General features: G+C 49.4%; 25 protein-coding genes. 18 read left to right on the top strand and 7 right to left on the bottom strand.

Annotated elements, in window-relative coordinates; all coding sequences use genetic code 11:
- Positions 1–2: 2 nt before the first annotated feature.
- Together E5161_RS07135 and E5161_RS07130 are read right to left on the bottom strand one after the other, a co-directional pair.
- Positions 3–416, bottom strand: a complete 414-nt coding sequence (locus tag E5161_RS07135; protein ID WP_136777038.1) for a Rieske (2Fe-2S) protein — start codon at positions 414–416, stop codon at positions 3–5.
- On the bottom strand, positions 413–1540 hold the full coding sequence (locus E5161_RS07130; RefSeq protein WP_136777037.1) for an amidohydrolase family protein: 1128 nt from the start codon (positions 1538–1540) through the stop codon (positions 413–415). Before E5161_RS07130 ends, E5161_RS07135 begins: the two co-directional genes overlap by 4 nt.
- A gap of 176 nt (positions 1541–1716) precedes the next feature.
- Between E5161_RS07130 and E5161_RS21275 the strand changes: the two genes are divergently transcribed.
- From E5161_RS21275 to E5161_RS07105, 5 genes are all read left to right on the top strand, one after another.
- A complete protein-coding gene (locus tag E5161_RS21275) occupies positions 1717–2196 on the top strand; it encodes a CBO0543 family protein (RefSeq protein WP_136777354.1) in 480 nt (159 codons plus the stop codon).
- A gap of 204 nt (positions 2197–2400) precedes the next feature.
- Positions 2401–2682 (top strand): hypothetical protein, encoded by a 282-nt coding sequence (locus E5161_RS07120; protein ID WP_136777036.1) that lies wholly within the window; start codon positions 2401–2403, stop codon positions 2680–2682.
- Positions 2679–3191 carry a hypothetical protein gene (locus tag E5161_RS07115; protein WP_136777035.1) on the top strand — a complete coding sequence of 171 codons (513 nt, stop codon included), beginning with the start codon at positions 2679–2681 and terminating at the stop codon, positions 3189–3191. The genes E5161_RS07120 and E5161_RS07115 overlap by 4 nt, the downstream gene beginning before the upstream one ends.
- Positions 3192–3312: 121 nt before the next feature.
- A complete protein-coding gene (locus tag E5161_RS07110; protein WP_136777034.1) occupies positions 3313–3792 on the top strand; it encodes a DUF6530 family protein in 480 nt (159 codons plus the stop codon).
- A 13-nt stretch (positions 3793–3805) separates the two neighbouring features.
- Positions 3806–4174 carry a GIY-YIG nuclease family protein gene (locus E5161_RS07105; RefSeq protein ID WP_246042138.1) on the top strand — a complete coding sequence of 123 codons (369 nt, stop codon included), beginning with the start codon at positions 3806–3808 and terminating at the stop codon, positions 4172–4174.
- Between the two features lie 50 nt (positions 4175–4224).
- Here the strand turns inward: E5161_RS07105 and E5161_RS07100 are convergent, their stop codons facing one another.
- The 4 genes from E5161_RS07100 to E5161_RS07085 all read right to left on the bottom strand — a co-directional run bounded on the left by E5161_RS07100 (position 4225) and on the right by E5161_RS07085 (position 9814).
- Entirely contained in the window at positions 4225–6642 is a 2418-nt protein-coding gene (locus tag E5161_RS07100) for a penicillin acylase family protein (protein WP_136777033.1), read from the bottom strand.
- Between the two features lie 39 nt (positions 6643–6681).
- Positions 6682–7638 carry a phytanoyl-CoA dioxygenase family protein gene (locus E5161_RS07095; protein WP_169306604.1) on the bottom strand — a complete coding sequence of 319 codons (957 nt, stop codon included), beginning with the start codon at positions 7636–7638 and terminating at the stop codon, positions 6682–6684.
- 119 nt (positions 7639–7757) lie between these two features.
- Complete coding sequence (locus E5161_RS07090; RefSeq protein ID WP_136777031.1) at positions 7758–9491, bottom strand: hypothetical protein; 1734 nt, start codon at positions 9489–9491, stop codon at positions 7758–7760.
- Positions 9492–9613: 122 nt separating this feature from the next.
- Complete coding sequence (locus E5161_RS07085) at positions 9614–9814, bottom strand: zinc ribbon domain-containing protein (RefSeq protein ID WP_169306603.1); 201 nt, start codon at positions 9812–9814, stop codon at positions 9614–9616.
- 420 nt (positions 9815–10234) lie between these two features.
- Here E5161_RS07085 and E5161_RS07080 point away from each other — a divergent pair, with 420 nt between their 5' ends.
- The 11 genes from E5161_RS07080 to E5161_RS07030 all read left to right on the top strand — a co-directional run bounded on the left by E5161_RS07080 (position 10235) and on the right by E5161_RS07030 (position 23612).
- Entirely contained in the window at positions 10235–12895 is a 2661-nt protein-coding gene (locus E5161_RS07080) for a PAS domain S-box protein (protein ID WP_169306602.1), read from the top strand.
- A 13-nt stretch (positions 12896–12908) separates the two neighbouring features.
- Entirely contained in the window at positions 12909–13571 is a 663-nt protein-coding gene (locus tag E5161_RS07075) for a response regulator transcription factor (RefSeq protein ID WP_136777028.1), read from the top strand.
- Between the two features lie 227 nt (positions 13572–13798).
- Positions 13799–14254: a chemotaxis protein CheX gene (locus tag E5161_RS07070; RefSeq protein WP_136777027.1), complete on the top strand. Its 456-nt coding sequence runs from the start codon at positions 13799–13801 to the stop codon at positions 14252–14254.
- Positions 14255–14266: 12 nt separating this feature from the next.
- Positions 14267–14629 carry a response regulator gene (locus E5161_RS07065; protein WP_136777026.1) on the top strand — a complete coding sequence of 121 codons (363 nt, stop codon included), beginning with the start codon at positions 14267–14269 and terminating at the stop codon, positions 14627–14629.
- A gap of 115 nt (positions 14630–14744) precedes the next feature.
- Positions 14745–15713 (top strand): HD-GYP domain-containing protein, encoded by a 969-nt coding sequence (locus tag E5161_RS07060; RefSeq protein WP_136777025.1) that lies wholly within the window; start codon positions 14745–14747, stop codon positions 15711–15713.
- A gap of 13 nt (positions 15714–15726) precedes the next feature.
- Positions 15727–16155 (top strand): chemotaxis protein CheW, encoded by a 429-nt coding sequence (locus E5161_RS07055; protein WP_136777024.1) that lies wholly within the window; start codon positions 15727–15729, stop codon positions 16153–16155.
- 12 nt (positions 16156–16167) lie between these two features.
- A complete protein-coding gene (locus E5161_RS07050) occupies positions 16168–18174 on the top strand; it encodes a chemotaxis protein CheA (RefSeq protein ID WP_136777023.1) in 2007 nt (668 codons plus the stop codon).
- Between the two features lie 24 nt (positions 18175–18198).
- Positions 18199–19821 (top strand): methyl-accepting chemotaxis protein, encoded by a 1623-nt coding sequence (locus E5161_RS07045; RefSeq protein WP_136777022.1) that lies wholly within the window; start codon positions 18199–18201, stop codon positions 19819–19821.
- 13 nt (positions 19822–19834) lie between these two features.
- Entirely contained in the window at positions 19835–20626 is a 792-nt protein-coding gene (locus tag E5161_RS07040) for a CheR family methyltransferase (protein ID WP_136777021.1), read from the top strand.
- A 20-nt stretch (positions 20627–20646) separates the two neighbouring features.
- The gene (locus tag E5161_RS07035; RefSeq protein ID WP_136777020.1) at positions 20647–21726 is read left to right on the top strand and encodes a protein-glutamate methylesterase/protein-glutamine glutaminase; all 1080 of its coding nucleotides are present in this window, start codon (positions 20647–20649) and stop codon (positions 21724–21726) included.
- A gap of 50 nt (positions 21727–21776) precedes the next feature.
- Positions 21777–23612, top strand: coding sequence for a methyl-accepting chemotaxis protein (locus tag E5161_RS07030; protein WP_136777019.1), 1836 nt, complete (start codon positions 21777–21779; stop codon positions 23610–23612).
- 67 nt (positions 23613–23679) lie between these two features.
- Here the strand turns inward: E5161_RS07030 and E5161_RS07025 are convergent, their stop codons facing one another.
- A complete protein-coding gene (locus tag E5161_RS07025; protein WP_136777018.1) occupies positions 23680–24054 on the bottom strand; it encodes an SET domain-containing protein in 375 nt (124 codons plus the stop codon).
- 191 nt (positions 24055–24245) lie between these two features.
- Between E5161_RS07025 and E5161_RS07020 the strand changes: the two genes are divergently transcribed.
- Positions 24246–24998: a YheC/YheD family protein gene (locus tag E5161_RS07020; protein WP_136777017.1), complete on the top strand. Its 753-nt coding sequence runs from the start codon at positions 24246–24248 to the stop codon at positions 24996–24998.
- Positions 24999–25034: 36 nt separating this feature from the next.
- On the top strand, positions 25035–26189 hold the full coding sequence (locus E5161_RS07015) for a YheC/YheD family endospore coat-associated protein (RefSeq protein WP_169306600.1): 1155 nt from the start codon (positions 25035–25037) through the stop codon (positions 26187–26189).
- Positions 26190–26195 lie beyond the last annotated feature (6 nt).

Raw genomic sequence — 26195 nt, 5'->3', positions numbered from 1 at the left:
ATTTACAAAACGCAGTGAAACGATTTTCTCACGACTCGTTCCGGCGATTTATCGAGGTAAAGCACGATGGAGCCGTCTTCTTCTTGCACGTCATACTTGATCATGGAGACGCTGGGCGAAAAGACGGCTTTTCCCGTCTGCAAATTAAACTCCCAACCATGAAGCGGGCAGCGGATGATTTCATTGTGCTGACCGTATACGTACTGATGGGGATCTGACGGCAGCATCGTGCCGGTCACTGAACCGTAAATCATCTGAACTCCTTGATGGGGACAGGCGTTGCGAAACGCGTAACATTTGCCTTCCGCACGAATGATTCCGATTTCCGAACCGTTAACTTCAATGAGCAGACGCTGCCCTTCCTGAAGATCGGAAGAGGGGCTGACGACCAGCCGGTGTTTGATCTTGGAGCTCATGATCGCTCTCCCGCCTCTCCAAACCGGAATGAACGAAGAGGATTTTCATAGTAAATTTTCCGTTTCAAATCTTCGGGGAAATGCAGAAACGCACGGTCGAGTTCGTCTCCGTCCCAATGCGGATAATCGCTGCAGAAGAGCAGCAAGTCCTCTGCCTGGATCATCTGAATCAGCTCGACCAAATCTTTCGGACGGTTGGGTTCCTCGATCGGCTGCGTGCCGAATCGGATATTGCTTCTTATATATTCGCTGGGAAGCCTTTTCACCCAAGGGACTTCATGACGCAGGGCCTTCCAGTTCTTGTCCATCCGCCACATGACAGCGGCGACCCAGGAGAACCCGTATTCGAGGAAGTTCACTCTCAGGTTCGGAAAGCGTTCGAAAACCCCGTCGCAAACCAGACTAATCACATTACGTTGTCCAATTAGACCCAGCGACGTGTGCCACTCCATGTAAGTGGAGGCTGGCCCCACGCCAAATTGGGCCGCATACTCTCCTGTTCCTTCCGTATCGGGATGCAGCATGATCGGAAGATTATAGGCTTCAGCAATTTCGTATATGGGCCAATAATGCCGTTTTCCAAGAGGAATGTTTACGCAATGCATGTTGATACCGACAATCTCCGGCCGTTTGCCGATCCGTTCGATTTCTTTGACTGCGAGTTCCGGATCAAGCGGTGTGACCTCCATGGTCATCCGGTAACGGGTATCGCTTTTTACCCATTTTTCATAGAGCCAGTCATTGACCGCGGACGTATATTTCGCTGCTACTTCTACGTTATGGAAAGCCGACATCGTACCGTGACCGATATTCAGAATTCCGTATTTCGTGCCTAACCGATCGAACAAGTCCTTGGCAAGGAATTGCGGATCCGAACCCGGCAAACCTCCTGCAGGCGTAAACGCATCCGCTCGTAAAGGAACGGGCAGCGGATTGGCGTAATTAGATGCCGGGAAGCGAAAAGAACCGCTGTTTTGCTTGTCCAAGGCTCCCTTAGAAAATTTGCCGATGTTCATGTACTGTTGGATCGATTCGTCCAAGTAGGGAATCAATTCATTGAAATCGGTCAATACGGGGTGCACATCGCAATCAATAATGTCATGCTGTTCATTCTTCGCTGCCATGGCTTTTCTCCTTCTAGAGTTTTAATCATATTAAATCCATTAGGATAATCGGTCAATATCGGCTGCCCCTTACAGGCAGAATAAATCGACGTCCGAGTGGCAAACATTATAAAAGTTGGAGGGTACATTTTCAGGGGCTGTTGTCCCTGTAAAAGGGGAACCACTGATTGTCCGAAGTGATACTTGACCGTATAATTCTCATATCCGTTAACCTAATTTCTGCACTGTTGCTCATATTTACGGTTCGCAAGGACAAACTTCGCGAGGCATCGGTGATCTTCTTCTTCTTACAGACGATCACTTGGAGCGTTGGACTGCTTGTTGTGGAGTTGGGGCTTATTCAGTACCCGGTCCGCGAGTTTATCAAAGCTGACGCTACAAGCTTTTCGTTCGAATATTTCATCTATCCAGCTTTGTGTGTCGTTTATAATTTGAAGTTTCCGGCAGGGAACAGGTGGATGAAAGCAGGTTGGATTATCGGATTCCCTACTGTTATGACGATTATAGAAGTCATCATTGAACGTAATACCAAATTGATCGACTATCTGAATTGGAATTCGTATTGGTCGTGGATCACCTTGTTTTTGACTTTCTTGATTTCCAGGGTCTATTTTCTTTGGGTATACAGAAAAAGTGGAAAAGGATACAGCTGGTAACTTGGGGTGGGAAAAATGGCACTGGCGATATTCGTATTCATCACATGGTGTGTAATGATTATCTTTTCGCTTATTCCCAAGAAAATGTCCGAATTGGATATGGTGTTTTTGTACTTTATAAATACAATTTTTGAGCTCAGCATCTTTACGGTTGTTCATTTAAATCTCCATTGGATCGAAGTGAACAGAAGTGTTGAGAAATCAATGGCGGATCTGGTGTACCGTTTAATTATGATTCCGCTGGTTCTCATCATTTCGTCCAATATTTTGTTATATCCGTGGAAATATTTAAAATGGGCCATGGCTCTCGTGATCCTGCTCTCGTTAATTGCGATGCATGGGTTAGAAGAACGACTCGGCATCATGAAAACTCCACATTGGAACATGTTACAATCCGTCGTAATGTTTAGCGGGTACATCTTGTTTTCGAGAATCATGACGTGGTTCATTCTCCGTGTGGACCGGAAAGAAGTGCAGGCGCCATGATCGTTTACGACAACCGGTTCAATACGAACGAATGGTTTATTATTGGCGGTTTATGTGTGGGAATGGCCTTGGTCATCTTCTTGCCGAAGCGGTTTCCAACAAAAAACACGATCGTTTATTTTATGTGCGGCGTTTACAGCGGTTTTTTCTTTGACCATTCCCTAAGTGTTGAACCTGTCAGTTATTACGATGTAAACGATAAATCCGCGTTTCAGTTTATGGATTTTTTATCGTACTTGTCTTATGGACCTATGAGCTACTTGTTTTTTTATATCTACGATCGTATCCGGCCCAAACCTTCCCATATTCCTCTTTATATACTCATCTGGTCTTTGACAGCTGTGGGATTGGAATGGTTGGCTGTCCGTACGGGTGTATTCCACTATCTGCACGGATATAAACTAGCTTATTCGTTTCCAATTTACTTGATTGTTCAATCGTGTTGGATCGCCTTTTTTCATCGATACCATAATGTCCGCTCGAATGAGCGGGATGAAGCCGCAAGATAGCGGCTTTTTTTATTTTAAGCATGATAGACCAAACAACAAATTGACGAATGATGAGATACAGGATATGATGATTTAGTATTTTAGTAAATTAGTAAATTAGTAAACGGAGAGAAGCGAAAAAATGAAAATACCGACAACGTTAAAACATAAACCGGTTGTGGTGTCAGAAAATTATGAACAGGTGGATGGCCGATATGCCGGCAGCTCGGATGCCAAAGGTCTTTCCCTTGGATTAGCACAGTGGAATGATCGGGGAAAAGTCGATATTTCGGCTAAAGTATGGAGATACACAGGGGAAAAATGGTCGCGGCAATCGGAGGAGCTTCCGCTTCATCGTGTACTTGATTTGTCCATTCTGATTTGCCGGACAATGGCACATTTTCGCGAAGCCTACAAATATCAAGATCTTTATGATCCTCAAGAGCCGATCATCGACCGGGTTGGTTTGCAGGGGGATGCCATGACTGTGGCCGTATGTACGGATAATGACAAAATCAAGGAGGACATCAAGCTGTTCAGCCAGGCGCTGAGTGATGACGATGAGCTGATCGGGGAACGGCTGCGCGCGTTATCAAGAATTTTAAAGGATATGGGTTATTAGTACGAGAGAGGGAGTGAAGGAGCTGGATAGAAGCAGACGCAAAGAGTTGCTGGAAGCCTACAAGCAGTTGAAGACTTATATGGGCGTCATTCAAATCACGAACAAGGCAAACGGCAAAATCTATATCAAAAGCTATCCCGATTTGAAAAACAAATGGATGAGTATCCAAGCCCAACTGGATATGGGCAGATTCGTCAACGCTGAACTGCAGAAAGATTGGAAAGACATGGGCGCCGATGTTTTCGTCTATGAAGTATTGGAGCAGAAGGCAGTCGATGAAGTGACAGATATGCGATGGGAGCTAAAGAAAATATTGAAGCCGTGGTTTGCAAAGCTTCAGCCCTACGGGGACAAAGGCTATAACAAGCCGCCGACGCCATAAGGGAATCGGACGGCTTGTTGGTCACCTAGTCCAGGAGCAAGGTTTGTTACTCAGCCGCGCGGTAACAGCTGTAAATGGTAGCCGTCCTTGCGGTAAACATCTGGGTCCATACTGGTTTCGTGGTACTTTCCCGTCGTCCATTCGTCGACCTGGTCGTGATACCAGCGGCTCAGCAAATGTCCTGACTGACCCGGCCCGACGACATTGAACGACTTTCTCGGATTCGCGAGATCGATGACGGTGCGCCAGGCGCCGCCGTGCGTGACTTCTCCGGTTTCATTGTTCCAGCCGGCCGCGCCGACGGTGGCTCGGCTTCCGCCCATGGGAACCGCTTTGGCATTAAAAAACAAGTCCAGCGGCTTAACCGCGCCGAGCGGGTGAGCGAAATCGACCCGATGGAACTTGCCCCATTGCCACTTGGCCGTCTTCTTGCCCTGACGGTCGGCCGCCTCATCAACCGCCAACTGGAAGGAGCGCAAGGCAACTGCCTCGATTCCGCCTTTGGTATCGATCCACGGTTCTTTCTTACCTGCTAGTGACTTGCGTAGAAGCTCGTCCCGGACGATTGCTTTGTCTTCGAACATTTTCATCATTTCATCCGTCACTTCAGGCTTGAAGATCACTTCCTCGAGTTGTGAAATCCAAAGCGCGAATACCAAAGGTCCGCCTTGTTCCGGATCATCCTGCTTGTTCCAATCTTTCAACAAATCGAAAGCCTCTTGGTCGATCGGGCGAAGGGAGCCTTTTTTCTGAACCGCTGACAGCAGGCCCGGCAGAAACTCCTCCGCCAATAAATTGTGCCGATCGAATTGGAGCTTCTGCAGATCTTCGATCTGAAGAACCTGCTTGCTGTCCAGCACTTGCTGAATGCGCGTCTGCCGGTATGGCTCCGCCCAGCTGTTGGAAATATGGTAAGGATAGCTGTCGTCGATCACTTTATTGTTCGCGGTGGAGATGTACCCTTTAGGCGGGTTTACCGTGGTCGGCAATTCATCCCAGGGGATATATCCCGTCCATTCATATTCATCCGTCCAGCCGGGAACAGGCAGCAGGCTGTCCCCATTTTTCCGGATCGGAATTTTACCGTTCGCTCGGTAGGCTATCGTTCCGTCATCCGAGGCAAAGACGAAATTTTGTGCGGGGGCATCGAAATAAGTCAGCGCCTCTTTGAATTCGTCCCAATTGTGGGCTTTGCCGAACCGCTGCACCGCTTCAAGCTCTGTTGTCGCGTCGAGCGCCGTCCACCGTAACGCCAGCGCCGTATCAGGCTGATGATCATTTGCGAATTCCGAAATAATCGGACCATGCCGGGTGACAGCGACTGGATAGTCAACCGGGGGCGCGCCTTTCACTTTGATTTGTTCGTGATACAGCTTGGCGGACTCCCACTTGCCCCTATATTCGAATTCATTCGGATTGTTCGGATTCCTTTTCTCGATATATAGATCCTGAACGTCCGGCCCGACATTGGTAACTCCCCACGCGATATGCTCATTGTGTCCGACAATGATACCGGGGACGCCGGCGAAAATAACGCCGCTCACCTGAAGATCGGGAGCCTGCAGGTGCGTTTCATACCAAATGGACGGCGTACTTAGACCCAAATGCGGGTCATTGGCTAGCATGGGCTTACCGGACGCGGACTTTTGTGCCGAAATGACCCAGTTATTGCTTCCGTTGAACGGATCCGGGATTGCGGCGGCCGCGACTGTAGCCTGCAGGTCCACCGGATTGTCCCTTGCCGCCTGGATGATGGTTGCTCCGCCTTCCGGATAGGATGGGAACAGTTCAAGCGCCATCTCCTTCGACACCTTCTGCAAAAGCTGATAGCGGAAAACTTGCCCCTGCCAATGACCCCCGAGATCGTACGCCATATATTTACCGATCGCAAGAGAATCGACAGGTCCCCAATCCGTAGGTGTATACCCCAAAATTCGAAACTCCACCGGGAGAGAGCCCGAGTCTTTGGCCATTTTTATGTAGTCATTGACGCCTTGTGCATACCACGCCAACACATTTTTCGCCTCGGCGGAATACTTCGCCAGCGAAGCTTCCGCCGCACGCCTCAAGCCGAACGCCCGAAAAAATTTGTCGCGTTCCAAGGTCTGTTCGCCGATCACTTCGCTTAGCTGCCCGGATGCTTGCCTTCTGCTCAAATCCATCTGAAATAACCGGTCTTGTGCCGTGACGAAGCCTTGCGCCATATATAAATCATGCTCATTATGAGCTTCTATGTGCGGAACACCGTTCGAATCTCGCCAGACCGATACCGGATGCTCCAGTCCCGCGATCTCCAATGTCCCCTTCATGACCGGAAGGCTGCCGCGCACGATCCAGTAGGCAAATCCGCTTGCAGCTCCGACTAAGAGCAGAAGAACCAGTGCACTTCCCCATAATACTCGCTGCCACCGTTTTTTCTTTTTGAGAGCCTTTTGAGGTACAGGCTGGGTTACCGGGGTCTCTTCCATGGTCACTTTCCTCGAAAATGGATTTGTTTATCGGCGGGTCTACATTTCGATTTTTCCCATCCCGCCGTCCGGCATGGCGACCATTTTGGTTCCCTGATCCGACAGGCCTTCCGCCTCGGGGGTAAATTCCACCGGTGTGCCGAATTTCGGTGCCGCATAGGGTAAATGCGATCGGCCGCGGGCCAAAATATGATTCGCGTTGGAACCGTCCCACGGAACCCACGAGCGGGCGTTGCAATAATGGGTGACGTACGAACGGCGGAAACGGTCTTTCGTTTCGTTGCGGTAGGATCGGTGCAGCAGATGGGAATGGAAAAAGAGCACATCGCCCGGTTCCAGAACGACCGGAACCGCCTCGCCGTATTTTGCGGCCACGTTGGACAAATTGTTGATGGAATCGTCGGTATGACTGGCGTTTTCGGCCGTATACAAGCCTTGAATTTGTTTTTCATCCGCATGGACATAGTCCGCCCACCGCTTCTGCGGAGGATAGACCGGCTCATGATGGGAGCCTGGCGCGACCCACAGGCAGCCGTTCTCTTGATCCGCACGATCCAGTGCAATCCATGCGCCGATTAAGGTGTCCGGCTGAGTCTGGATATAGTAAGAATCTTGGTGCCACCCTTGTCCGCCTTTCCCCGGCGGATTGAAGAAGAGCATCGATTGCAAAGCGAGAACATCCGGTCCGATCAGCGCCTCCAGAACATCCAGCACACGGGGGTGCAAGAGCCCCCATTCGCCTGCCTCGGTCTCCCGGTGCAACTGGTGAACCCTCGCCGAAGCCCACCGTTCCATTTTCTGCTCATCCGTCATCCAATCATGGATGTGGTCGAGATGGTCGAGGTTTGTGCGGCCGTGATAAATATCATCGGTTACGATTTGCAATTTCTCCGTATCTTTTTCCGGCAATAGCCCTTTCACGATCAGAAATCCGTTTTTGTGGTAATCTACATATTCCTCGACCGTTACTGTCCGGCGCCAGGTTGTTGACCGCATGTTCTCCGCTCCTTTCATACTTTGGTTGCGCTTACATTATAATGCTGTAAAGAATGAAAGAAAAGAGGGACGCCGCATCCCTCTTTTGATATTCAATATGCAAACTGAAGTTGTGTCCATCAACCGAAAATGTCATCCAGAATGTCCCCGATGCCGTCAAAGAAATCATCGAGCAAATCGCCGATAAAATCAGCCGCATAACCGAGTTGTTGAAGAGTTGACGCTAGAAGCGCGCCGGTAACTCCAGGCAGTCCAACCAATAGGGGGATGATACTTTGAATGGTTAGATAGCTGTAAAGCTGATTGAGGATGTTGATGATGCCTTTCAGGTCTATTCCCATATCATGCAAAATGCCGGCGATTTGGCTCGGTACGAAGTTAAACGTTTTTTGAAGGGCCGAAGCAATATCGTCAATGGGTACCCCTATATCGCGTAAAGTCGTGGCGATGATTTCCGGCACAAGGTTAAGTCCTTTTTGTAGGGCGTACGCAATTAGGTCAACAGGGATGCCGATATCACGCAAAGTCGCGGCAATCGATTCCGGTAATTGGTGAAGTCCGACTTGCAGAGCACGTGCAATATCCTCAACCGGTATTCCGATATCACGCAAAATACCCGCCACGGTTTTCGGTAACACGTTCAGCCCTATTTGCAGGGCGGACGCAACATCCTCAACAGGGATTCCGTTATCCCTAAGAGCTTTGGCGATCGCTTGCGGCGCCGTTCCAGTAGTCTGCAAGGCCCCTGCAATCGTCGGGAGAGAGAATCCGGCATTGTCCAGCAAAGCGACGATCCCTTTTTCCGCTACATGAAGGACAGTGTTGAGCGCTCCCGCAATTTCATTAGCGTTGAAGAAGTTTTTCAACAAATTCGTGACGTGCTGATCGACGAAACCGAGCCCCACGGACAGAGCGTAGGTAATCTCGTTTGCATTGTAACCGGCTTCCTTGAGATCTCCGGTAACTTGCTGGTCGCCGAGTTGAAGTCCAGCGGAAAGTGCGCCGGCAATTTGATCTACGGCATAGCCTGCATCTTTGAGTCCATGAATGATGTCTTGCACGCTGATTCCAAGAGAGTAGAATGCGACTGCGATTTCATTTGCCGAGTAATTCAGACTTTTCAGGATGACAGCGACGGAACCGGGCTGCTCCGCGAATACCTGTACAAGAGCTGTTGCCACATCCACAGCGGAACTGTTTAAGTCCTTGAGAATTTGCGCGGCTTGCTGAGCATTTTGATTATAGACATCTTTAAGGGCCTGTGCTGCATGTACGGAAGTGAAGGCTTCCAAAAGAAGAATTTCTGCACTGTCGATCGGCTTTAGGTTGAACTCTTTCTTGAGAGCCCCGGCAATCTGAACAGGCGGCTTGCCCTGCAGATTCAGTTGGCGCGCTCGAATAATCGGGTTATTTTGCACGCGCACTTTAATCGGGACGGTTTTATCTTTTGTTAAGTAAGCTTGAGTGGTAACGGAAATAGGATCTAGACTTTTCGATGCTATTCCGTTGACGTACATCGTGAGCTGATATTGACCCGGGTCGGATACTTTCCAGTTGGCCATGTAGGAGTCACCGGTAAGGCGAAGTTTCTCGCTGTTTGCTCCGGCCGAATTAAATTGGGCGACTTCTTTCCCCGCAGCGTTGGTGACGACAATACTCACGTAATCCGCCAGCGTCAGATCAGCTTTTCCGTCGGCTGGAGTGTTAGGAATAATCGGAGGGCCCATTGAGCCCGCCTTCGACGGATCAAAGTCGGTACGTACGGCAGCAGAAACCGGCATGACGACAAAGCTAAATAGGACGGCTAAAGCCGTTATGGCCGCCACCCCGGTTTTTTTAAGGGATACTCCCATTCACTTCCTCCTTTTAAATAGTTGGTGTATAGCCTCCTTAACGATATGAGAATGGAAGGATTTCGAGAACTACGCAAAAAGGGCTTCCCGTTAAGGAAGCCCTTTTGCCGAGAGTGACCGCGTTAAAAATGGACGGTCGTCAGAATCAAGACCACGAGAAGAAGCAGGATTGCCGCACCGATGTAGTAGTACGTTGTGTTCGCGTGACGGTGCATGACCGCGGAACTTCCTTCCTCCAATCGCTCGGTCGGTCTTCCGCAATATTTGCACGCTACGGCATCGTCGTCGAATTGCTCGTTGCAGTTCGGACAAATTTTGGCCATGACGTTCCCCCACCTTCGGATGAGATTTGGAAGCGAATCTCCATTTACTATTAAGTTAAACAAAAAAAAGGTCATACTATCGGGAGAAGCACGGTAAATGTGCTGCAATCCACCATGAATATTCCTAAACCCTTGCGGCGGCAAGGGTTCTTTGTTATGTACCGAAAGGACTTTGCGCGGTTAAGCAAATGTTTTGCGTGCGGGCGCAGATGATTTGCGGTCCTCTCCATTATCTCTCTACGTAAGATTAATATTGAACTTGATTTTTTACGATAATACCTATAGGACTACAAACCGTTCACGGACTTTTAGAGCATAATGGGTTGTGTCGGATAATGTAAAATAATGAAAGTTGTTCATAGTGGGGAGCTGACGTCTTCTATGTTATTTTCACATCGATCCTCATCGGAGAACACTGCGTTGATCAATGAAATATTTGATCGTCTGGGTGTGGCCGTTTGGTCTTTTGATTTCAGCACCAATAAATTCGAACATTTCACGGAAGCCTTCGCTTCCATAACGGGATATCCAACGCGCTTGTTTCCCCATCTGAGTTCATGGAAAAGGATCATACATCCTGAAGATGCGGACTTGTTCGAAATATGGTTGGCCGTCATCCGGCATGGAATCGTGCAGGAGACGGAACTTCGAATCATAGACGCGAACGAACAGATTCGATGGGTTTTAATCCGGGTCAACGTCTCGAAAAACGAATCCGGAACGGTGATGGGATTCGATGGCGTGATTACCGATATATCGCCCCGTAAAAAAGCCGAAGAAGAATTGAGCCGCGGTGAACGGAAGTACGCACTAACGCAGACCCAATATCAATTGATAGCGGAAAATACGAAAGATCTGTTAGCCATAATCGATATTAGCGGCGGTTTGTTATATGCTTCTCCTTCCCACAATAAAGTGTTGGGCCACGATTGCGGGGCGGAAGCGGGAACATCGTGTTTGGATTACGTACACCCGGATGACCGGAACAAAGCGTTTCAAGCAATTACGGATGTCGCGCACACCGGAACAAGCAGGCAGCTGCAGCTTCGAATGGTGCATGCTAACGGGCATTCCATACATATCGATTTTTTGGGTACTCCCGTGACCGATGATCAGGGTAAGGTAGAAAGCCTGGTCTTCGTCGGGAGGGACATTACAGAGGAAGTCCGGGTTCGAACAAAATTATTGGAAAGCGAAAAGCGGTTCCGGAGATTGATCGAGCTTTCTCCTCAGCCGATGATCGCGCAACGGGCAGGCAAGATCAGTTTTATTAATCCTGCCGGCCTTAAACTTCTAGGTGCATCGGACGGTTCGGAGCTCATTGGTGAATCCATATATAGTATCGTTCATCCGGACTATCAGAGGGTAGCCGAAAATCGGATAGCCAAAATATTTACTGAACGATTCGAAGGGTCATTGGAATATCGGCTGGTAAGACTGGACGGACAGATCATCGTTGCTGAGGTAGCCAGTATCTATGATGAGGAAACAGAAACGATTCTCCTCGTGCTTCATGACATCACCGAACGAAAAAAAGCGGAGTTCGCCTTAAAGGAAAGCGAAGAGATGAATCGCCGGCTCGTTGAAATGTCGCCGGAAGCGATTATCCTTCACAACGGCCGCCAATACATTTTCGCAAATCCTGCAGCCCACGCTTTGTTAGGGGCTCAGGGAGAGATCGCCGGATTGTCCGTATTCGAAAATATTCATCCGGACTTTGCACAACAAGCAGCAGTAAGATTCCAAAAAGTCCACGACGAATCCTGCACGAGTCCATTTATAGAACAGAAAATTGTACGCTTCGATGCCGGCATCGTGGACGTGGAAGTGATCTCCGCTCCGATCTCTTATCAAGGCGGGAATGCTTGTATTACAGTCATGCGGGATATCACAGAGCGTAAAAAAGCGGAAGAACGACGCAAAGAGGCGGAGCAAGCGTTACAGGATAGCCAGGACCGTTACTACCGCCTGCAGTCAAGTTTAGACCGGTTCTCAAGCGATTTGTTCGGCGTTCTGAAGATTCAGGAGCTGGAGAGCAGGCTTGTAAAAGAAGTTCAGAAAGTGATAAAGGCGACCAACGTCAGCATCATTGAGCTGGAACGCACGAACCGGTTTTATGTCAGGGCCGGCCAACACGCATTTGAATGCAAAGAACGAAGCTTGTTTGCCTGGAGTGAAATGTATCCGGTATGTACGCTGGTCGACACGTCAAACGGTCATTTTTTAAAGCTTGGTCATTTTAGAGGAAAAGTTTATTTGCTGTGCATAGGGGAGACGCCTCCGATGCTTGCGGTACAACCCAAAAGGGTTTGGTTAGAGACGATATCCCGGTACGTCAGCGTACTATACGACAACTTTCGCGTCATTGAGGATTTGACCAAAGAATTAGAGGAAATTACGAGTTCTCAGTCAGCTCCGTCCTGGCTTCTTCGGATCCTGTTTAAAATATCCGAGCATGAGCGGAAAAGGTTGTCACAGGATCTCCACGATGCCGCCCTTCAGGAGCAGATCATCTGGTACCGAAAGCTGGACCAACTGTCAGCGGATTCTGCTTTTCCCGATCATTTTCGAGAGCCGCTCAAGGAAATCATTGAGGGCCTGCTCAACGTGATTTACCAGATTCGGATCACTTGCAACGAATTAAGGCCGCCGATGCTGATGCAAGAGGGTCTGGTGTCGTCTCTGGAGTCGTTGTTCGAATTCACGCAAATTCGTTCCAATTATATAACCCAATTCGATGCTTCCGATTTTCATACATTGCTAAGCGACGACCAAGTGATCGGCCTTTATCGGATTGTGCAAGAGCTGTTGTCGAATGCCACCAAGCACTCCAGTGCTACGGAGGTCAGGATTTCACTTATGTCTCATAGCGATTGTATCGAACTGAACTATGAAGATAACGGCGTCGGCATGCAAATTTCGCGGTCGGAAGGCACATTCAAAAGCATGGGCGTCTACAGCATGAAGGAGCGGGTTCGAAGCCTGGGCGGTAAAATGGAGATGCATTCCTCTCCCAAACACGGTCTGAAAGTTTACATTTTCCTGCCTGTTTCGCCGGAATCGAGAACCTTGGATGCATGAGGAGGAATCGTTGTTGATCAACATATTATTAGTGGACGATCACCCATCCGTAATGGAAGGAACGAAATTGCTTCTGGAACAAGAAGAGGATATGAAAGTCGTCATTGAGCAGTCTGCTTCCAAGGCACTCGATATCCTCAACGATTCAGTGTTCGATGTTATGCTGTTTGACCTCACTATGCCGGAAATGAGCGGGATTGAATTGGCCAAGAAGGTTCTGGCTAAAATTCCCGAAGCGACGATTCTGATATATTCGGGGAATGATTTAAAAGATCATTTTAATACGCTCATCGATGCGGGAATATCCGGTATTGTGTCTAAAACCGCAAACAAGGAACAACTTGTAACGTCCGTACGATGCGCTTTGCGCGGGGAAGCGATCTTGCCGCTGGATCTCGTGAAACAACTGAGGAGACTGACCCGGCCAGAAGCGAACAGAACCGAGCTGGAAACGAAGGCCGTCAGCGCGAAGGAGCAGCAAATTCTTAAAGAAATCGCCAAAGGCAAAAGTAATAAGGAGATCGCTACAGATTTGCACATGAGTCAACGCTCCTTGGAATACGGTTTAACCAATCTGTTTCATAAGTTGAACGTAAAATCCAGACTTGAAGCCGCCATCAAGGCGAAGGAACTGAAGTTGCTGGACGACGTGGATTTCGCGCTTGACATTCTGTAATGATGAAAGGCCGAATGAGCCTCCACTCGCGATAAGCGAGTAGGAGGCTTTTCTATTTCCTCCAAAGATTTTCGACAAGATTCTGCAGGATTCCGCAAAATAAATGCGCCTACACGCAACATTTTTTCGGTTACACGTTCAAAGCCGGCAAATTATGATGGTCATAGTTCCAAAATACTAACTTAATAGATGAAACAAGACAAAAGACCCAAGACGGAGCGTGACAGATGGAAACTCTTGAAGCCGTGACGGATATCATACTAGAAACTTTGTTGACTTCGGTTCGTCAAGTGATTCCCGTTCCTGCGGCGGCTCAAATTCCGGAAGTATTCCAGAATTCTGTCGCTCAGAGCGATATTGGAGTTTTAGTCGGGTTTACCGGTGACCTATACGGGAGGATCGTCATTCAAGGTCCGAGTGAAGTATTCGGCAAGATCGGTGAGACGATGTTCGGGATGCCGCTGGAGGGAGAAATGCTGCACAGTTTCGTAGGCGAGCTGGCGAATATGGTTGCAGGCAACACCTCAACGTTGATGTCGTCAAAAGGCCAAACGATCGATATCACACCGCCCACAGTCATGGTAGGGCACCTGCAATTATACGGGATTGAACAAGGGATCTCCGTTACCGTGCATTTGGAGAATGCGGGGGAAATCAACATCATTTTGCTGACACAGCACTGAGGAGTGGGAAGAATGGCCAAGGTTTTGATCGTGGATGATGCGGCATTTATGAGAATGATGTTGAAAAACATTCTGATGAAGGGCGGACATGAAGTTATCGGTGAAGCGGAAAACGGTTTGGACGCCATTGAGAAATATAAGAATTTACAACCCGAAGTGGTCACCATGGACATTACCATGCCGGTTATGGAAGGAATAGAGGCCGTGAGGCATATAAAGGAATTCGATCCAAATGCCAAAATTCTCATGTGTTCCGCCATGGGACAACAGTTGATGATTATACAAGCCATAGAAGCCGGGGCCATCGATTTTATCGTAAAACCGTTTCAAGAGGAACGGGTACTGGAATCGGTAAGAAAAGTATTGAGCAATTGAGAGAGGAAGCGAGTGTGGGCGAATTGACCGTATTAACCCCTGAAGAGATTGATGACATTCTGAAAGAATTGGAATCCGAGATCGGCAGCAAATGAATTCGAAGGAGCAATAATTTGTGAGAGTCATTCCTATCACGCAATACCATGAAAGCACGATGCAATTGGCCCAACCGGTGTATGATCGTCAGCGCCGTATCCTTCTGTCGGCGCCTCAATTCATTCATCCGAAGTATTTGGCGAAGCTTCAGGAGGTTGGGATCCGAACATTGTTCGTAGAAGACGCCGAATCCAGAGGAATTACGCTGGAGGAAATGATGGATATTCCGTCCTGGCTCGATGTGGTGCAGGCCGTTCAGGAAACTTACGACGCCGTTGCCGCTCGAAAAACTTTTCCTTTGCGCGGCATTCAACAAGCCGCAGGCCGGTTGATCAAGGAAATGCAGGGCCGGCAGTTGGTGCTTGGGGTGCCGCCTTCTACGCTGGCCGAGAATTTAAGGCCATACGCCCATGCAGTGAATGTATCGATCATGGCTTTGCAAGTGGGGAAGCTGCTCGGTTATCACGAATTGATGCTGAGGGATTTGGCTATCGGATGTCTTCTCCATGACATCGGCAAGGCGACAGGCAAAGAGAATGAGGAACATCCGGCAGCAGGGTTTGAAATTATGCGAAGCGTCCGGGAGCTGAATCTGTTATCCGCCCATGTCGCATTTCAACATCACGAGCGGATGGACGGGCAAGGGTATCCCCGAGGAATCCAAGGAAACGCTTTTGTTCAGTACGCGCAAGTGTGCGGGTTGTGTAACGCGTATGAGAATCTCATCGAAAAGGTTCCTCCCCATGAGGCGATGGAGATGGTGATGGCATGGAGCGGGAGGGCTTATTCGGTGGAGATAGTCCAGGCTTTTGTGCGCGCTGTGCCCGCCTATCCTCCCGGAACCAAAATTCGGCTGCAGGCGGGCGAGGAAGCCATCGTAACGAAGATCACAAGCCATATGCAAAGACCGGTTGTCCGTCGTCTGACCACGGGCGAAGAGATCTCGCTCGCCGATGAGCCGACCATTATGATCGCCGGATCCATCTAAAAGGAGTGCGGGCATGAAAGCGACCGAACAGGAACAGTATGTGGAATTTGGAATAGAAAACGAGCAATATGCGATTCAGATTCACGACATTCACGAGATCATTAAAATGCAGGAAATTACACAAATCCCGAACGTGAAGCCATATGTGAAAGGTGTCATCAACCTCCGCGGCAAAATCGTTCCGGTGCTCAGCTTGCGCAGCTTGTTCGAAATCGAGGAAAAAGCATACACCAAAACGACTCGAATCGTCGTCGTTCATCACCGTGAAGATACAGTGGGCATCATCGTAGACCGTGTGAGCAAAGTGACGACATTCACCGACATTCAGCCTCCGCCGGACCGTGTGGGCGGGATCAGCGGAAACTTTTTCGTAGGGATCGGGTTGTCGGGCAGCGGACTGGTCGGCATTTTGAGACTGGATGAAGTTTTGCTTCATGACTAGGAGTTGACGCGAATGTCATTTGATTATCGAGAGGTATTCATCGAGGAGTTGGAAGAGCAGCTCCAGTTGATGGATGACGAAATCATGAAGCTGGAACAGTCGGACTCGGAAGAAGTGGTCCAAAGTCTTTTCCGCGCCGCACACACGCTGAAAGGTTCATCCGCGGCGATGGGATTCGAGGAAATGAAGCAGTTGACGCACCGTATGGAGCAGCTGCTGGATCAAGTGAGAAGCCGTCAACGGCCTGTGACTGCACAACTTATTGATTTGTTGTTTCTGGCCCTCGACAACCTGAAGCTGTTGAAAGAAGATATTTTGCGCAACGATCCATCTTCCACAGATATTTCTCTATGTATCGAAAAGCTGCAAACATTTGCCGAAAATTCGGAAGTTTCCCGTCCGACGGCCGCATCCGCTTCGGATCCCGGAGAATCCGGAATCGCCAAACTGAGACTTACGATGTCGGATCGGCTAAAAGTTCAGCAAATACAAGAAAGAGGGCAGCATGTTTTTTGGGTTCGGGTCAGCATTGCATCCGATTGTTTAATCAAAGGCGCGCGGGCTTACGTAATCCATTCGAAAATGCTGGAGTGGGGAGAGGTATTGCTCGCGTCTCCCGATCTCGAAAATTTGGACGAGTCAAACGAATTTTCGGAGATTACGTTGCTGTACGGCGGCACACAGTCATCCGAAGAGTTAAGCGTTCTTGTGTCCGGTTTGACGGATGTTGAGTCGGTGAATGTAGAGCCGATTCATCCCGAAGAAACCACACTCTCCCAGCAACCGCCGGCAGCCTCGGAGAAATCGGCCGGTGAAGAAGTCCAGCAAACAGCGAAAATCAAATCCCAAACGATTCGGGTCAGCGTGGAACGCCTCGATCATCTTATGAACCTCGTAGGTGAGCTGGTGATCGATCAGACCCGGATTCATCAAGTGGAAAGAACGCAGCGGCGCCGTGTTTCCGACGAATCGGTCAACGAGCTCGGACACATTTCGGATCATCTGTCACGCATTATCGGCGATTTGCAGGAAAGCGTCATGAAGGCCAGAATGCTTCCGATCGAGCAGCTGTTTAACCGTTTTCCCCGAATGATCCGGGATTTATCCCGCGATTTGGGCAAAGAGATCGATCTTGTCATAGAAGGCCAAGATACGGAGCTGGACCGGACACTGATCGAAGAAATCGCGGACCCGCTCATTCATTTGATCCGCAACGCGATCGATCACGGCATCGAAGGACCCGACAAACGGGCGGATGCCGGCAAAAACCGCACAGGTACGCTCGTGATCCGGGCGGCACACGAAGACAATCAGGTCGTCATTTATGTGCAGGATGACGGCGCGGGCATCGATCCTGAGAAAATAAAGGCTTCGGCTATTAAGAAGGGACTTGTAACGCCGGAAGAAGCCGAGCAGTTCAGCGAGCGTGAAGCGATCGAGCTCATTTTCCGTCCCGGCTTTTCTACTGCCGCGGTTGTTAGCGACGTATCCGGACGGGGCGTCGGAATGGACATCGTCCGAAGCAATATCGAGAAGCTGAACGGTATGATCGATATCGAGACGAAACTGGGAGAAGGCACGTGCTTCAAAATCAAACTCCCGCTCACACTCGCCATCATCGCCGGGCTGCAGGTTAAGCTGCAGAAACAAACGCTGATCATTCCGATGAGCAATATCGCAGAGATTGTGAGAGTCACTTCCGGCGAGATCGAGATTGTACGCGGACAATCCGTTATTTTGCTTCGCAATCGGGTGATTCCGGTTGTTGACATTCATGACCAATTTAAGGCCGATAGAACACAGCAATCCCGTATTCCGCTTGTGATCGTCGGTTCTGCCGAGAAGCGTCTCGCGTTAGTGGTCGACGAATTGATTGGAAATCAGGAGATTGTGATCAAATCTCTCGGCTCCTATATCGGGAAAGTCGAGGGTATCGCGGGGGCTACGATTTTGGGTGACGGAAGTGTAGCGCTCATTTTGGAAATATCCGCTCTATTCAATCGAATTAGCGGCAAATAGGAGAACGAAGGAGAGTTAAACCTTATGAAAATGTTGGCCATTCGGTCTATTCGCACCAAATTGATCGTCCTCTGTTTGATCATGCTTCTCATTCCGACGGTGATTACCGGACTAGTGGGCTATGAAAAAGCCAAATCCGCATTGGATGACAGCGGCAAGGTCCAATTGAAAAACGATGTTCGCTATGTGATCGCCATGATCGGCGCCTTGGACGAGCAAGTCAAAAGCGGCGCCATCAAGCTCGATGACGCGCAAGAACGCGTGAAACAAATCATTCTCGGCGAGAAAAACTCCGAAGGCAAACGGCCCATTACCGATCGTTTCGATCTTGGCGAGAACGGCTATATGTTCATTTACGATGTCAAAGGGAATACTGTGGCTCACCCTAATTTGGAAGGGCAACAGCGCTGGGACGCGGTTTCTCCGGACGGTATTCTCATAACGCAAGAATTAATCAAAAACGCCCAAAAGGGTGGCGATTACATCAAATACGAAAACGCGCTGGCGAGCGATCCGAACAAAACCGCGCTTAAAATTTCCTACTCCGAGCTGGATCCGAATTGGGGCTGGGTTGTTGGCGCCGGCACTTACATGTCGGACTTCAACAAAGGCGCCAACAGTATTTTCAATACACTGCTCGTGACGCTGGTTTCAGCGCTGATTATCGGCGGATTCGTCACTTTCGTATATTCCGGACAATTGAGCAAGCCGATGCAAGTGATCGCCGCGCATATGAAGCGGATCGCAGACGGAGATTTGCGGGAAAAGCTGCACATTCGAAGCAAAGATGAAGTCGGACAGTTGGCGGCATCGGTGAACGATATGATTGACCGGCTTCAGCAGTTGATCGGCGGCATTCTCCGCACTTCACAAAATGTGGCGGCATCTTCGCAGCAAATTTCCGCTTCCACGCAAGAGATTGCAAGCGGAACCGTCAATCAGTCCCACGCGTCGCAGTCCATCTTGGATTTGTTTAAGGAACTGTCGACTGCCATTAACAGTGTGACGCAATCGGCGGTAGAAGCAGCCGAGTTGTCGAACAGCACAGCCAAAACTGCGCTGGAGGGCGGAGAAGTTGTCTCCCAGTCCATTGAAGGAATGAACCAAGTGAACGAGCAAATGACTCGTTTGGAAATGGATTCGAAGAGAATCGGGGAAATCATTGAAGTGATTGACGATATCGCCGAGCAAACCAACCTGCTGGCACTCAACGCCGCGATTGAAGCCGCACGCGCCGGCGAGCAGGGAAGAGGGTTTGCGGTCGTGGCGGATGAAGTGCGCAAGTTGGCGGAAAGAAGCGGCGAAGCGACCAAACAGATTACGACGATCATTAAAGGCATGCAGAACAACATGAAAGAAAGCGTCGAGTCCGTAGCGGAAGGCGCAGACAAATCGAAAGAAACCGGCAAAGCGTTCGAGAAAATTTTGACGATGGTGAACGATTCCGCGCAGCGTGTAACGGAAATCGCAGCCGCGAGCGAAGAGCAGTCGGCGCAGGCGGACGGCGTCATGCGTTCGGTAGAATCGATCTCGTCCATCAGCGAACAAGCGGCTGCTGCAGCCGAACAAACGGCTAGCGCTTCGCAATCGCTGGCCCACTCCGCGGAAGAACTGAATCATTCGGTTTCTGTGTTTAAGATCGAGTGATCCGGGGTGACGTATGACACTTATAGCGCAGCCGGATCGAGACTTTGCCCAGTTCACGCAGCAGTTGAAGAACAAAACGGGGATTGATCTGAGCTTATACAAAGAACCTCAGATGAAACGCCGGTTGAACACCATGAGAGAGAGTAAGGGCTACCGCACGTTTACGGATTTTTTTCAAGCGATGCAGCAGAACAAGGAGCTTTTCGAGCAAATGCTGGACCACATGACGATCAATGTTTCGGAATTTTACCGGAATGCGAATCGATGGGGGGTTCTGGAGCGAAAAGTCATTCCGGAACTATTGAAGTCAAGCCGCAGCCTGAAGCTCTGGAGCGCAGCTTGTTCCACCGGTGATGAGCCATACAGCCTTGTCATGGTATTGTCTAAGTTCCTCATGCTGAATGAAATCCAGGTGCTGGCCACCGATATCGATAAAGGCGTGTTGGCCAAAGCCAAACAAGGGGTATACCCGGAAGCCTCTGTGAAAGAAGTACCGAAAGCCATGCTGAACAAGCACTTTACGGTGGAAGGGCAGCAGTACAGGGTCAACGATGACATAAAAAAATGCGTGACGTTCAAGCCGCACAACCTGTTGTCCGACCCGTTTGAACCCAACTTCGATTTGATCGTGTGCCGCAACGTGCTGATTTATTTCACCGAGGACGCGAAGGAAGAGCTGTTTTACAAATTCAGCAGATCGCTAAAAAAAGGCGGGTATTTGTTCATCGGAGGATCGGAACAGATTTTCGTACCGCTCAAATATGGGCTGGAGCCTCTGGACACATTTTTTTACCGGAAAATTTAAGACGGGAAAGTGGTGTGCTTATGCCCGCGATTAAGGTGCTCGTCGTGGACGACTCTTTGTTCATGCGCAAACTGATCACGCGTTTGATCGACGAGGATGGGACGATGAAGGTGATCGGCTCCGCGATGAACGGCTTGGAAGCGGTCAAGCTTACGAAAGAGTTGTTGCCCGACGTTGTCACCATGGACATCGAGATGCCGTATATGAACGGATTGGACGCCTTAGCACAAATCATGAAGGAGCGTCCGACTCCCATTGTGATGCTAAGTTCGTTAACCGAGGACGGCGCCGCGGCAACCATAACCGCTTTGCAGCATGGTGCGGTTGATTTTATCCGGAAACCTGCGGGATCCATTTCTGTAGATTTGTACAAGGTCAAAGAAGAATTGGCGGGCAAAATTAAAGCGGCAGCCCAAAGTAAACCTGTCCGGTATTCACCTGTTCCGAGAGCGAGGATGGCTTCTCCGGCTGGAGCGGCCGGTTCGGCCGGAGCGTTGCAAATGAACCAAAAGCGGATGATCGTGAACGAAATCGTGGCCATCGGAACGTCGACCGGGGGACCAAGGGCGCTTGAAACCGTGATTTCGTCACTGCCGGAAAACTTTGCGCATCCGATTCTTGTGGTGCAGCATATGCCGCCAAAATTTACGTACACGCTGGCCAGAAGGCTGGACGCCTCATCGGGTGTCCGCGTCGTGGAGGCGGAGGATAACCAATTGATCCAGAGTGGAACCGCCTATATTGCGCCGGGTGATTCCCATATGAAGGCCGTAGAAATCAATGGGGAACTCCGTATTCAGCTCAGCCAGGAAGCTTTGCGCAGCGGCCACCGCCCATCGGTAGACGTTTTGTTCGAATCTGTTGCGAAGCTGCGCAATCTCAAACGTCACCTTGTGATTATGACCGGAATGGGCAGCGACGGCGCGAAGGGGATGCTGCTGGCCAAGGAATCGGGAGCCGCTACGACGATTGCAGAGGCCGAGGAAACTTGTGTGGTATACGGGATGCCGAAGTGTGCCGTCGAACTTGGCTGTGTGGATCATCTTCTCCCGTTGGACCGTATTGCGGGCAAAATCGTGGATGTAACCAAAACACATTAAGACTACTCGGTCATACCAAAACGAATCTCGACAAGGGATGGGACAAAAGAATGATAAAAATGACTGTAAAAAACCGCTTGGTCTTCGCCTTCTTGGCCATTCTTATCCTGCCGTGCAGTGCAATCGGTTGGTTTTCCTATCAGAAAGCAAAAAATGAAGTAACCCATGCCATCATGGACAATGCAAGTCAAACCGTCCAGTTTACGAATAATCAAATAAACGAATTAATCTCAAGAAGCTTCTACGATATGGACTATTTGGCGAAAAAACTAAATGTAAATATGATACAAGGAGACACCAGCCCGGCGATCAAGCAAATACTCGACCAGTATAAAGCTTTACATCCCGAATATGAGATCGTTTATTTCGGAACGAAAAACAAGCAGATGTTTTTCTCGCCGGATCAAAAGATTGACGGTTATGATCCGACGACCAGACCCTGGTTTACGAATGCAGTACAGAATACAGGCAAAGCGGTTGTAAGCGATCCAATGCTCTCCCAGGTAAGCGGGAATATTACCGTCAATCCCTCCAAAACAACCGATGACGGGTCGGGAGTTGTCGGAGGGAGCTTGGATCTAGGCAAACTCGCGGAACAAGTGAACCGGATTAAAGTCGGGAAACAAGGCTACGCCTCTATCATGGATAAAGACCGCAAATACATCGCGCATCCTACTCAGAAGGCGGGCGATGTCAACGGCGAAGCCTTCATGGACAACTTTTATAAAACGGACACGGGAACCGTCGATTATACCTTTCAAGGAAAAAGTAAAAGATCCGTATTCGTAACAAATGAACTTACGGGATGGAAAATAATTGCGACCATCGAAATGTCCGAAATTGCCGGCGCAACGCAAGGTATTCTGTACACGACCTTAACGGTGATTGCGCTCGCGATTTTCGTAGGCACGGCGCTCATTTATTTGATTATTCGTTCGATTACGACACCTCTTCAGAATCTTATGTATGCTACCGAAAAGATTGCTTCGGGCGATTTGACGGAAGAAATTGAAATACGATCCAACGATGAGTTAGCCCAGTTAGCCAGATCGGTTAACAACATGATGAACAAATTACGTGAGCTAATCGCAGGGGTCGTACATTCCTCCCAAAATGTTGCGGCGGCTTCGCAGCAAATTTCCGCCACCACAGAGGAGATGGCCAGCGGCAGCACTACACAGGCAAGCGCCGCTCAAAACATACAGGAACTGTTCGCCGAGTTGTCTTCCGCGATCAATGCCGTTGCGAAAAGCGCCGAAGAGGCATCGGATTTGGCGGCAAAAACATCCGCCACCGCGTATCAAGGAGGTCAGATCGTGAATAAGTCGGTGGAAAGCATGGACCAGGTCAATGCTCAGATGACGCAACTGGAGGAGGACTCCGGCAAAATCGGTGAGATTATTGAAGTGATCAACGACATAGCGGAACAGACCAACCTTCTTGCTCTGAATGCTGCTATCGAAGCTGCTCGAGCCGGGGAACAGGGAAGAGGCTTTGCAGTTGTCGCAGAGGAAGTAAGGAAACTGGCGGAAAGAAGCGGGGAGGCAACGAAACAAATCACAGAAATTATCACGGGAATGCAAAAAAACACCCATCGGAGTGTGCTGGCTGTCACAGAAGGCGTCAGCCATACGAAGGAAACTGGGCAAGCATTTGAACAAATCATGCGAATGATCAAACAGATGGAGCAGAAGGTGACCGAAATTGCTGCCGCGAGCGAAGAACAGGCGGCACAATCGAACGAAGTGATGCATTCCGTAGAAAGCATCTCATCAGCAAGCCAAGAAGCGGCAGCCGCCTCGGAAGAAACAGCGGCGACGTCTCAATCGCTTGCCCAACTTGCAGAAGGACTGCACCATTCCGTCTCCGTCTTTAAAGTGAAGTAACGAGCAAGAGTGAATTTAGAAAGAACCCTTACATAGCAAGGGTTCTTTCTTTTTGCCGCGGCGATGCCTAGTCAATCACATCATACGGCAAAGGCTTATTACTATTCGGGTCCCGATTATAGTTCACCGTAATCTCGGTACCTTCGGGAATATCCACCAATGCCTCAAACTCCATACACATCTCTTCGTGATTGTTTCTGTAAACGGCTTTTGGATTGTAGGAGTGATTGAACAGAGAACCGACTCCCAGCGCAATGGCGTAATCTCTCATGGTTGCTCCCCATCGGAAAACATATCTTCTGAGCACCGTTTTTCTGATCAAGCCTCGTTGTTCCTTGGGGATCACGATTACGGGTGACCGCTCAATGATTTCCCCTTTTTCAATATCTCTCGCCGCAAATACCCCCCGTCCTTTCCCCGGACTCTCCTCTACCTTTACCATTCTCGTTCACCTCACTAGATTTATTGTATGGAATCGGAGCTTCCAGATTGATGGACAAGTGGTGACACCTCTTATAATTCCGCGATTGACCGGTTTGATCGCGGAATGGTTATTTGCATCAGGCGGAACGTCGCGTCCAACCCTCCCTCGGCGACATAAAATGCCAAAACAGTTCTGGAGGACTGACCCGCTTGGGCAAAATCAAGAGACGTCATGTGAGAAGCAAGCTGGCGGTATCCTATATGCTTCTGGAAACGCCGGAGACTGCGGAATATGTGCCCGATACCCGCCTGCTGTTCAAACAATCCTTAAATGAAATGTTGGAGGCCTATTCGGAGGTCTATATCAAGCCGGATAAAGGCGTACAAGGAATCGGCATTCTGCGGGTCGTGAAGAAAGCCGAAGACCGCTTCGTTATCCGTTCGAATTCGTACAAGGCCGTTTGTTACGATTTCGATACTTTATGGGGCTTACTCTCTAAACTGACTTATGGCTCGAGGTACGTGATCCAGAAGGCCATACGCAGCACGACGAGTAGTGGAGCCCCGTTCGATATTCGAATTCACGTATTTCGGATAGATGGGAAATGGAGATCCGGCGTGATGTACGGAAGGGTGGACTCGCCCGGCAAAGTCACCACGAATGTGAAGCAGGGCGGCACTTCTGTGCTGATGGAATCCTTGTTCGAAGAACATCTGCAATATAACGAGAAGCGGAAGAGAGACATGCTGAAAAATCTATCGAAGTGCGCGGAATCGATTGCGGAGACGGTAAACGGTATGTACCCGCCGCTGCGGGAGTACGGAATTGATGTCGGAATCGACAAAAACGGGCGCTTATGGATTTATGAGGTCAACATCGCTCCTATGGCTCCGGATGCCGTGATTGAAGGGGACGAGTCGGTGTATGCACGTTATTGGGAAATTAAAAATTTATCCTCGTAAACAAGCCTCCGAACGGAATAGGAGATGAAATTGGGGATGGGAATAAAAGAAGTCCAAGTCAAGAGGCCGATCGTCGGAGTTTTTGTGAGTCGTGCGGTGATCCAAAAATTAAAGAAACAATTGAACGACTTTCGAAGTTATATCCGGATCAAGCAGCTGGCGGATGCCAGTCAGGAAGCCGAAGTGACGATCTATTATTTCTCCGCCCGAGCCGTCGACTTGGAAGGAGAAACGGTGAAAGGAATATATTGGGATACGGAGCATCAGAAATGGAAGAGCAAAAGGTATCCTCTGCCGGATGTGCTGTATGATCGAAGGGGCGCAGGGAGAACACGAAAAGCTCGCGAGAGGGCCTTGCAAGTCAGAGCCTTTCTGGATGAGAAAAAGGTGCAAAAGATCAACAGCGTGTCTTACTTTAACAAATGGGACGTTTATGAGCATTTGAGCCGGGCGCCCGAAACGAGCCGTTATATTCCCGACACCCGATTTTACGAACGGAGAAAGGATCTGCGCTCGTTCCTCGGCAAGCATGATCAGGTTTATTTAAAAGCGGTTCGCGGCGGACGCGGGAAACAGGTTGTGCGCGTCGTGGAACTGGAGGACAAAACCTATGAGATCTGTCATTTTGTCGATCAGATTTATGTGGGAAAAGCGGAAAGCATAGCCGAGTTGAATTCGGAGGTGCGGAGCTTTTTCGACGGTCGCCCGTTTGTCATGCAGAAGGCCATCGATTTGCTGCAAATAGAGAACAGCAATGTCGATTTTCGCGCGGAGCTGCAAAGAAACGGCAAGGGAAGATTGGAAATCTTGGGCGTGTCGGCCAGAGTGGGACAGCAAAAAGCGCCGATCACGATTCATTCCTCCGCGTTCCCGTTCGAATCGTTCCTGCGGCAATATCAGTTAATCCCCGAGCATGAAATCCCTTCTCTTACGAAGAAGGTCCGTCATTTTCTACGGACTGCGTACCATGCGCTGGAAGACATTTATGGAACGTTCGGCGAGATCGGCATTGATTTCGGCATCGACAAAAACGGGGATATTTGGTTCATTGAACCGAATGCGAAATCCGCCAAGGTTTCCTTCCAGAAAGCTTATGATTCCGCCGCGTTTCAGCGAGCATTTCTCAACCCGTTGGAGTTTGCAAAGTACTTATACGATAAAGAGCGGAAGAAAAGACGGCACTCCCGGTAACGGTAG

The sequence above is a fragment of the Cohnella pontilimi genome, assembly GCF_005049045.1.
GTDB lineage: Bacteria > Bacillota > Bacilli > Paenibacillales > Paenibacillaceae > Cohnella > Cohnella pontilimi.
The sequence above is the reverse complement of the archived record's forward strand: the minus strand, read 5'-3'. Positions and strand labels throughout refer to the sequence as shown.

What these genes read in the sequence shown, in the direction of transcription:
- E5161_RS07135 (WP_136777038.1), bottom strand. Translation starts at nt 416, where the DNA reads ATGAGCTCCAAGATCAAACACCGGCTGGTCGTCAGCCCCTCTTCCGAT.
- E5161_RS07130 (WP_136777037.1), bottom strand. Translation starts at nt 1,540, where the DNA reads ATGGCAGCGAAGAATGAACAGCATGACATTATTGATTGCGATGTGCAC.
- E5161_RS07120 (WP_136777036.1), top strand. Translation starts at nt 2,401, where the DNA reads ATGGCGGATCTGGTGTACCGTTTAATTATGATTCCGCTGGTTCTCATC.
- E5161_RS07115 (WP_136777035.1), top strand. Translation starts at nt 2,679, where the DNA reads ATGATCGTTTACGACAACCGGTTCAATACGAACGAATGGTTTATTATT.
- E5161_RS07110 (WP_136777034.1), top strand. Translation starts at nt 3,313, where the DNA reads ATGAAAATACCGACAACGTTAAAACATAAACCGGTTGTGGTGTCAGAA.
- E5161_RS07100 (WP_136777033.1), bottom strand. Translation starts at nt 6,642, where the DNA reads ATGGAAGAGACCCCGGTAACCCAGCCTGTACCTCAAAAGGCTCTCAAA.
- E5161_RS07095 (WP_169306604.1), bottom strand. Translation starts at nt 7,638, where the DNA reads ATGCGGTCAACAACCTGGCGCCGGACAGTAACGGTCGAGGAATATGTA.
- E5161_RS07090 (WP_136777031.1), bottom strand. Translation starts at nt 9,491, where the DNA reads ATGGGAGTATCCCTTAAAAAAACCGGGGTGGCGGCCATAACGGCTTTA.
- E5161_RS07085 (WP_169306603.1), bottom strand. Translation starts at nt 9,814, where the DNA reads ATGGCCAAAATTTGTCCGAACTGCAACGAGCAATTCGACGACGATGCC.
- E5161_RS07070 (WP_136777027.1), top strand. Translation starts at nt 13,799, where the DNA reads ATGGAAACTCTTGAAGCCGTGACGGATATCATACTAGAAACTTTGTTG.
- E5161_RS07065 (WP_136777026.1), top strand. Translation starts at nt 14,267, where the DNA reads ATGGCCAAGGTTTTGATCGTGGATGATGCGGCATTTATGAGAATGATG.
- E5161_RS07055 (WP_136777024.1), top strand. Translation starts at nt 15,727, where the DNA reads ATGAAAGCGACCGAACAGGAACAGTATGTGGAATTTGGAATAGAAAAC.
- E5161_RS07050 (WP_136777023.1), top strand. Translation starts at nt 16,168, where the DNA reads ATGTCATTTGATTATCGAGAGGTATTCATCGAGGAGTTGGAAGAGCAG.
- E5161_RS07045 (WP_136777022.1), top strand. Translation starts at nt 18,199, where the DNA reads ATGAAAATGTTGGCCATTCGGTCTATTCGCACCAAATTGATCGTCCTC.
- E5161_RS07040 (WP_136777021.1), top strand. Translation starts at nt 19,835, where the DNA reads ATGACACTTATAGCGCAGCCGGATCGAGACTTTGCCCAGTTCACGCAG.
- E5161_RS07035 (WP_136777020.1), top strand. Translation starts at nt 20,647, where the DNA reads ATGCCCGCGATTAAGGTGCTCGTCGTGGACGACTCTTTGTTCATGCGC.
- E5161_RS07030 (WP_136777019.1), top strand. Translation starts at nt 21,777, where the DNA reads ATGATAAAAATGACTGTAAAAAACCGCTTGGTCTTCGCCTTCTTGGCC.
- E5161_RS07025 (WP_136777018.1), bottom strand. Translation starts at nt 24,054, where the DNA reads ATGGTAAAGGTAGAGGAGAGTCCGGGGAAAGGACGGGGGGTATTTGCG.
- E5161_RS07015 (WP_169306600.1), top strand. Translation starts at nt 25,035, where the DNA reads ATGGGAATAAAAGAAGTCCAAGTCAAGAGGCCGATCGTCGGAGTTTTT.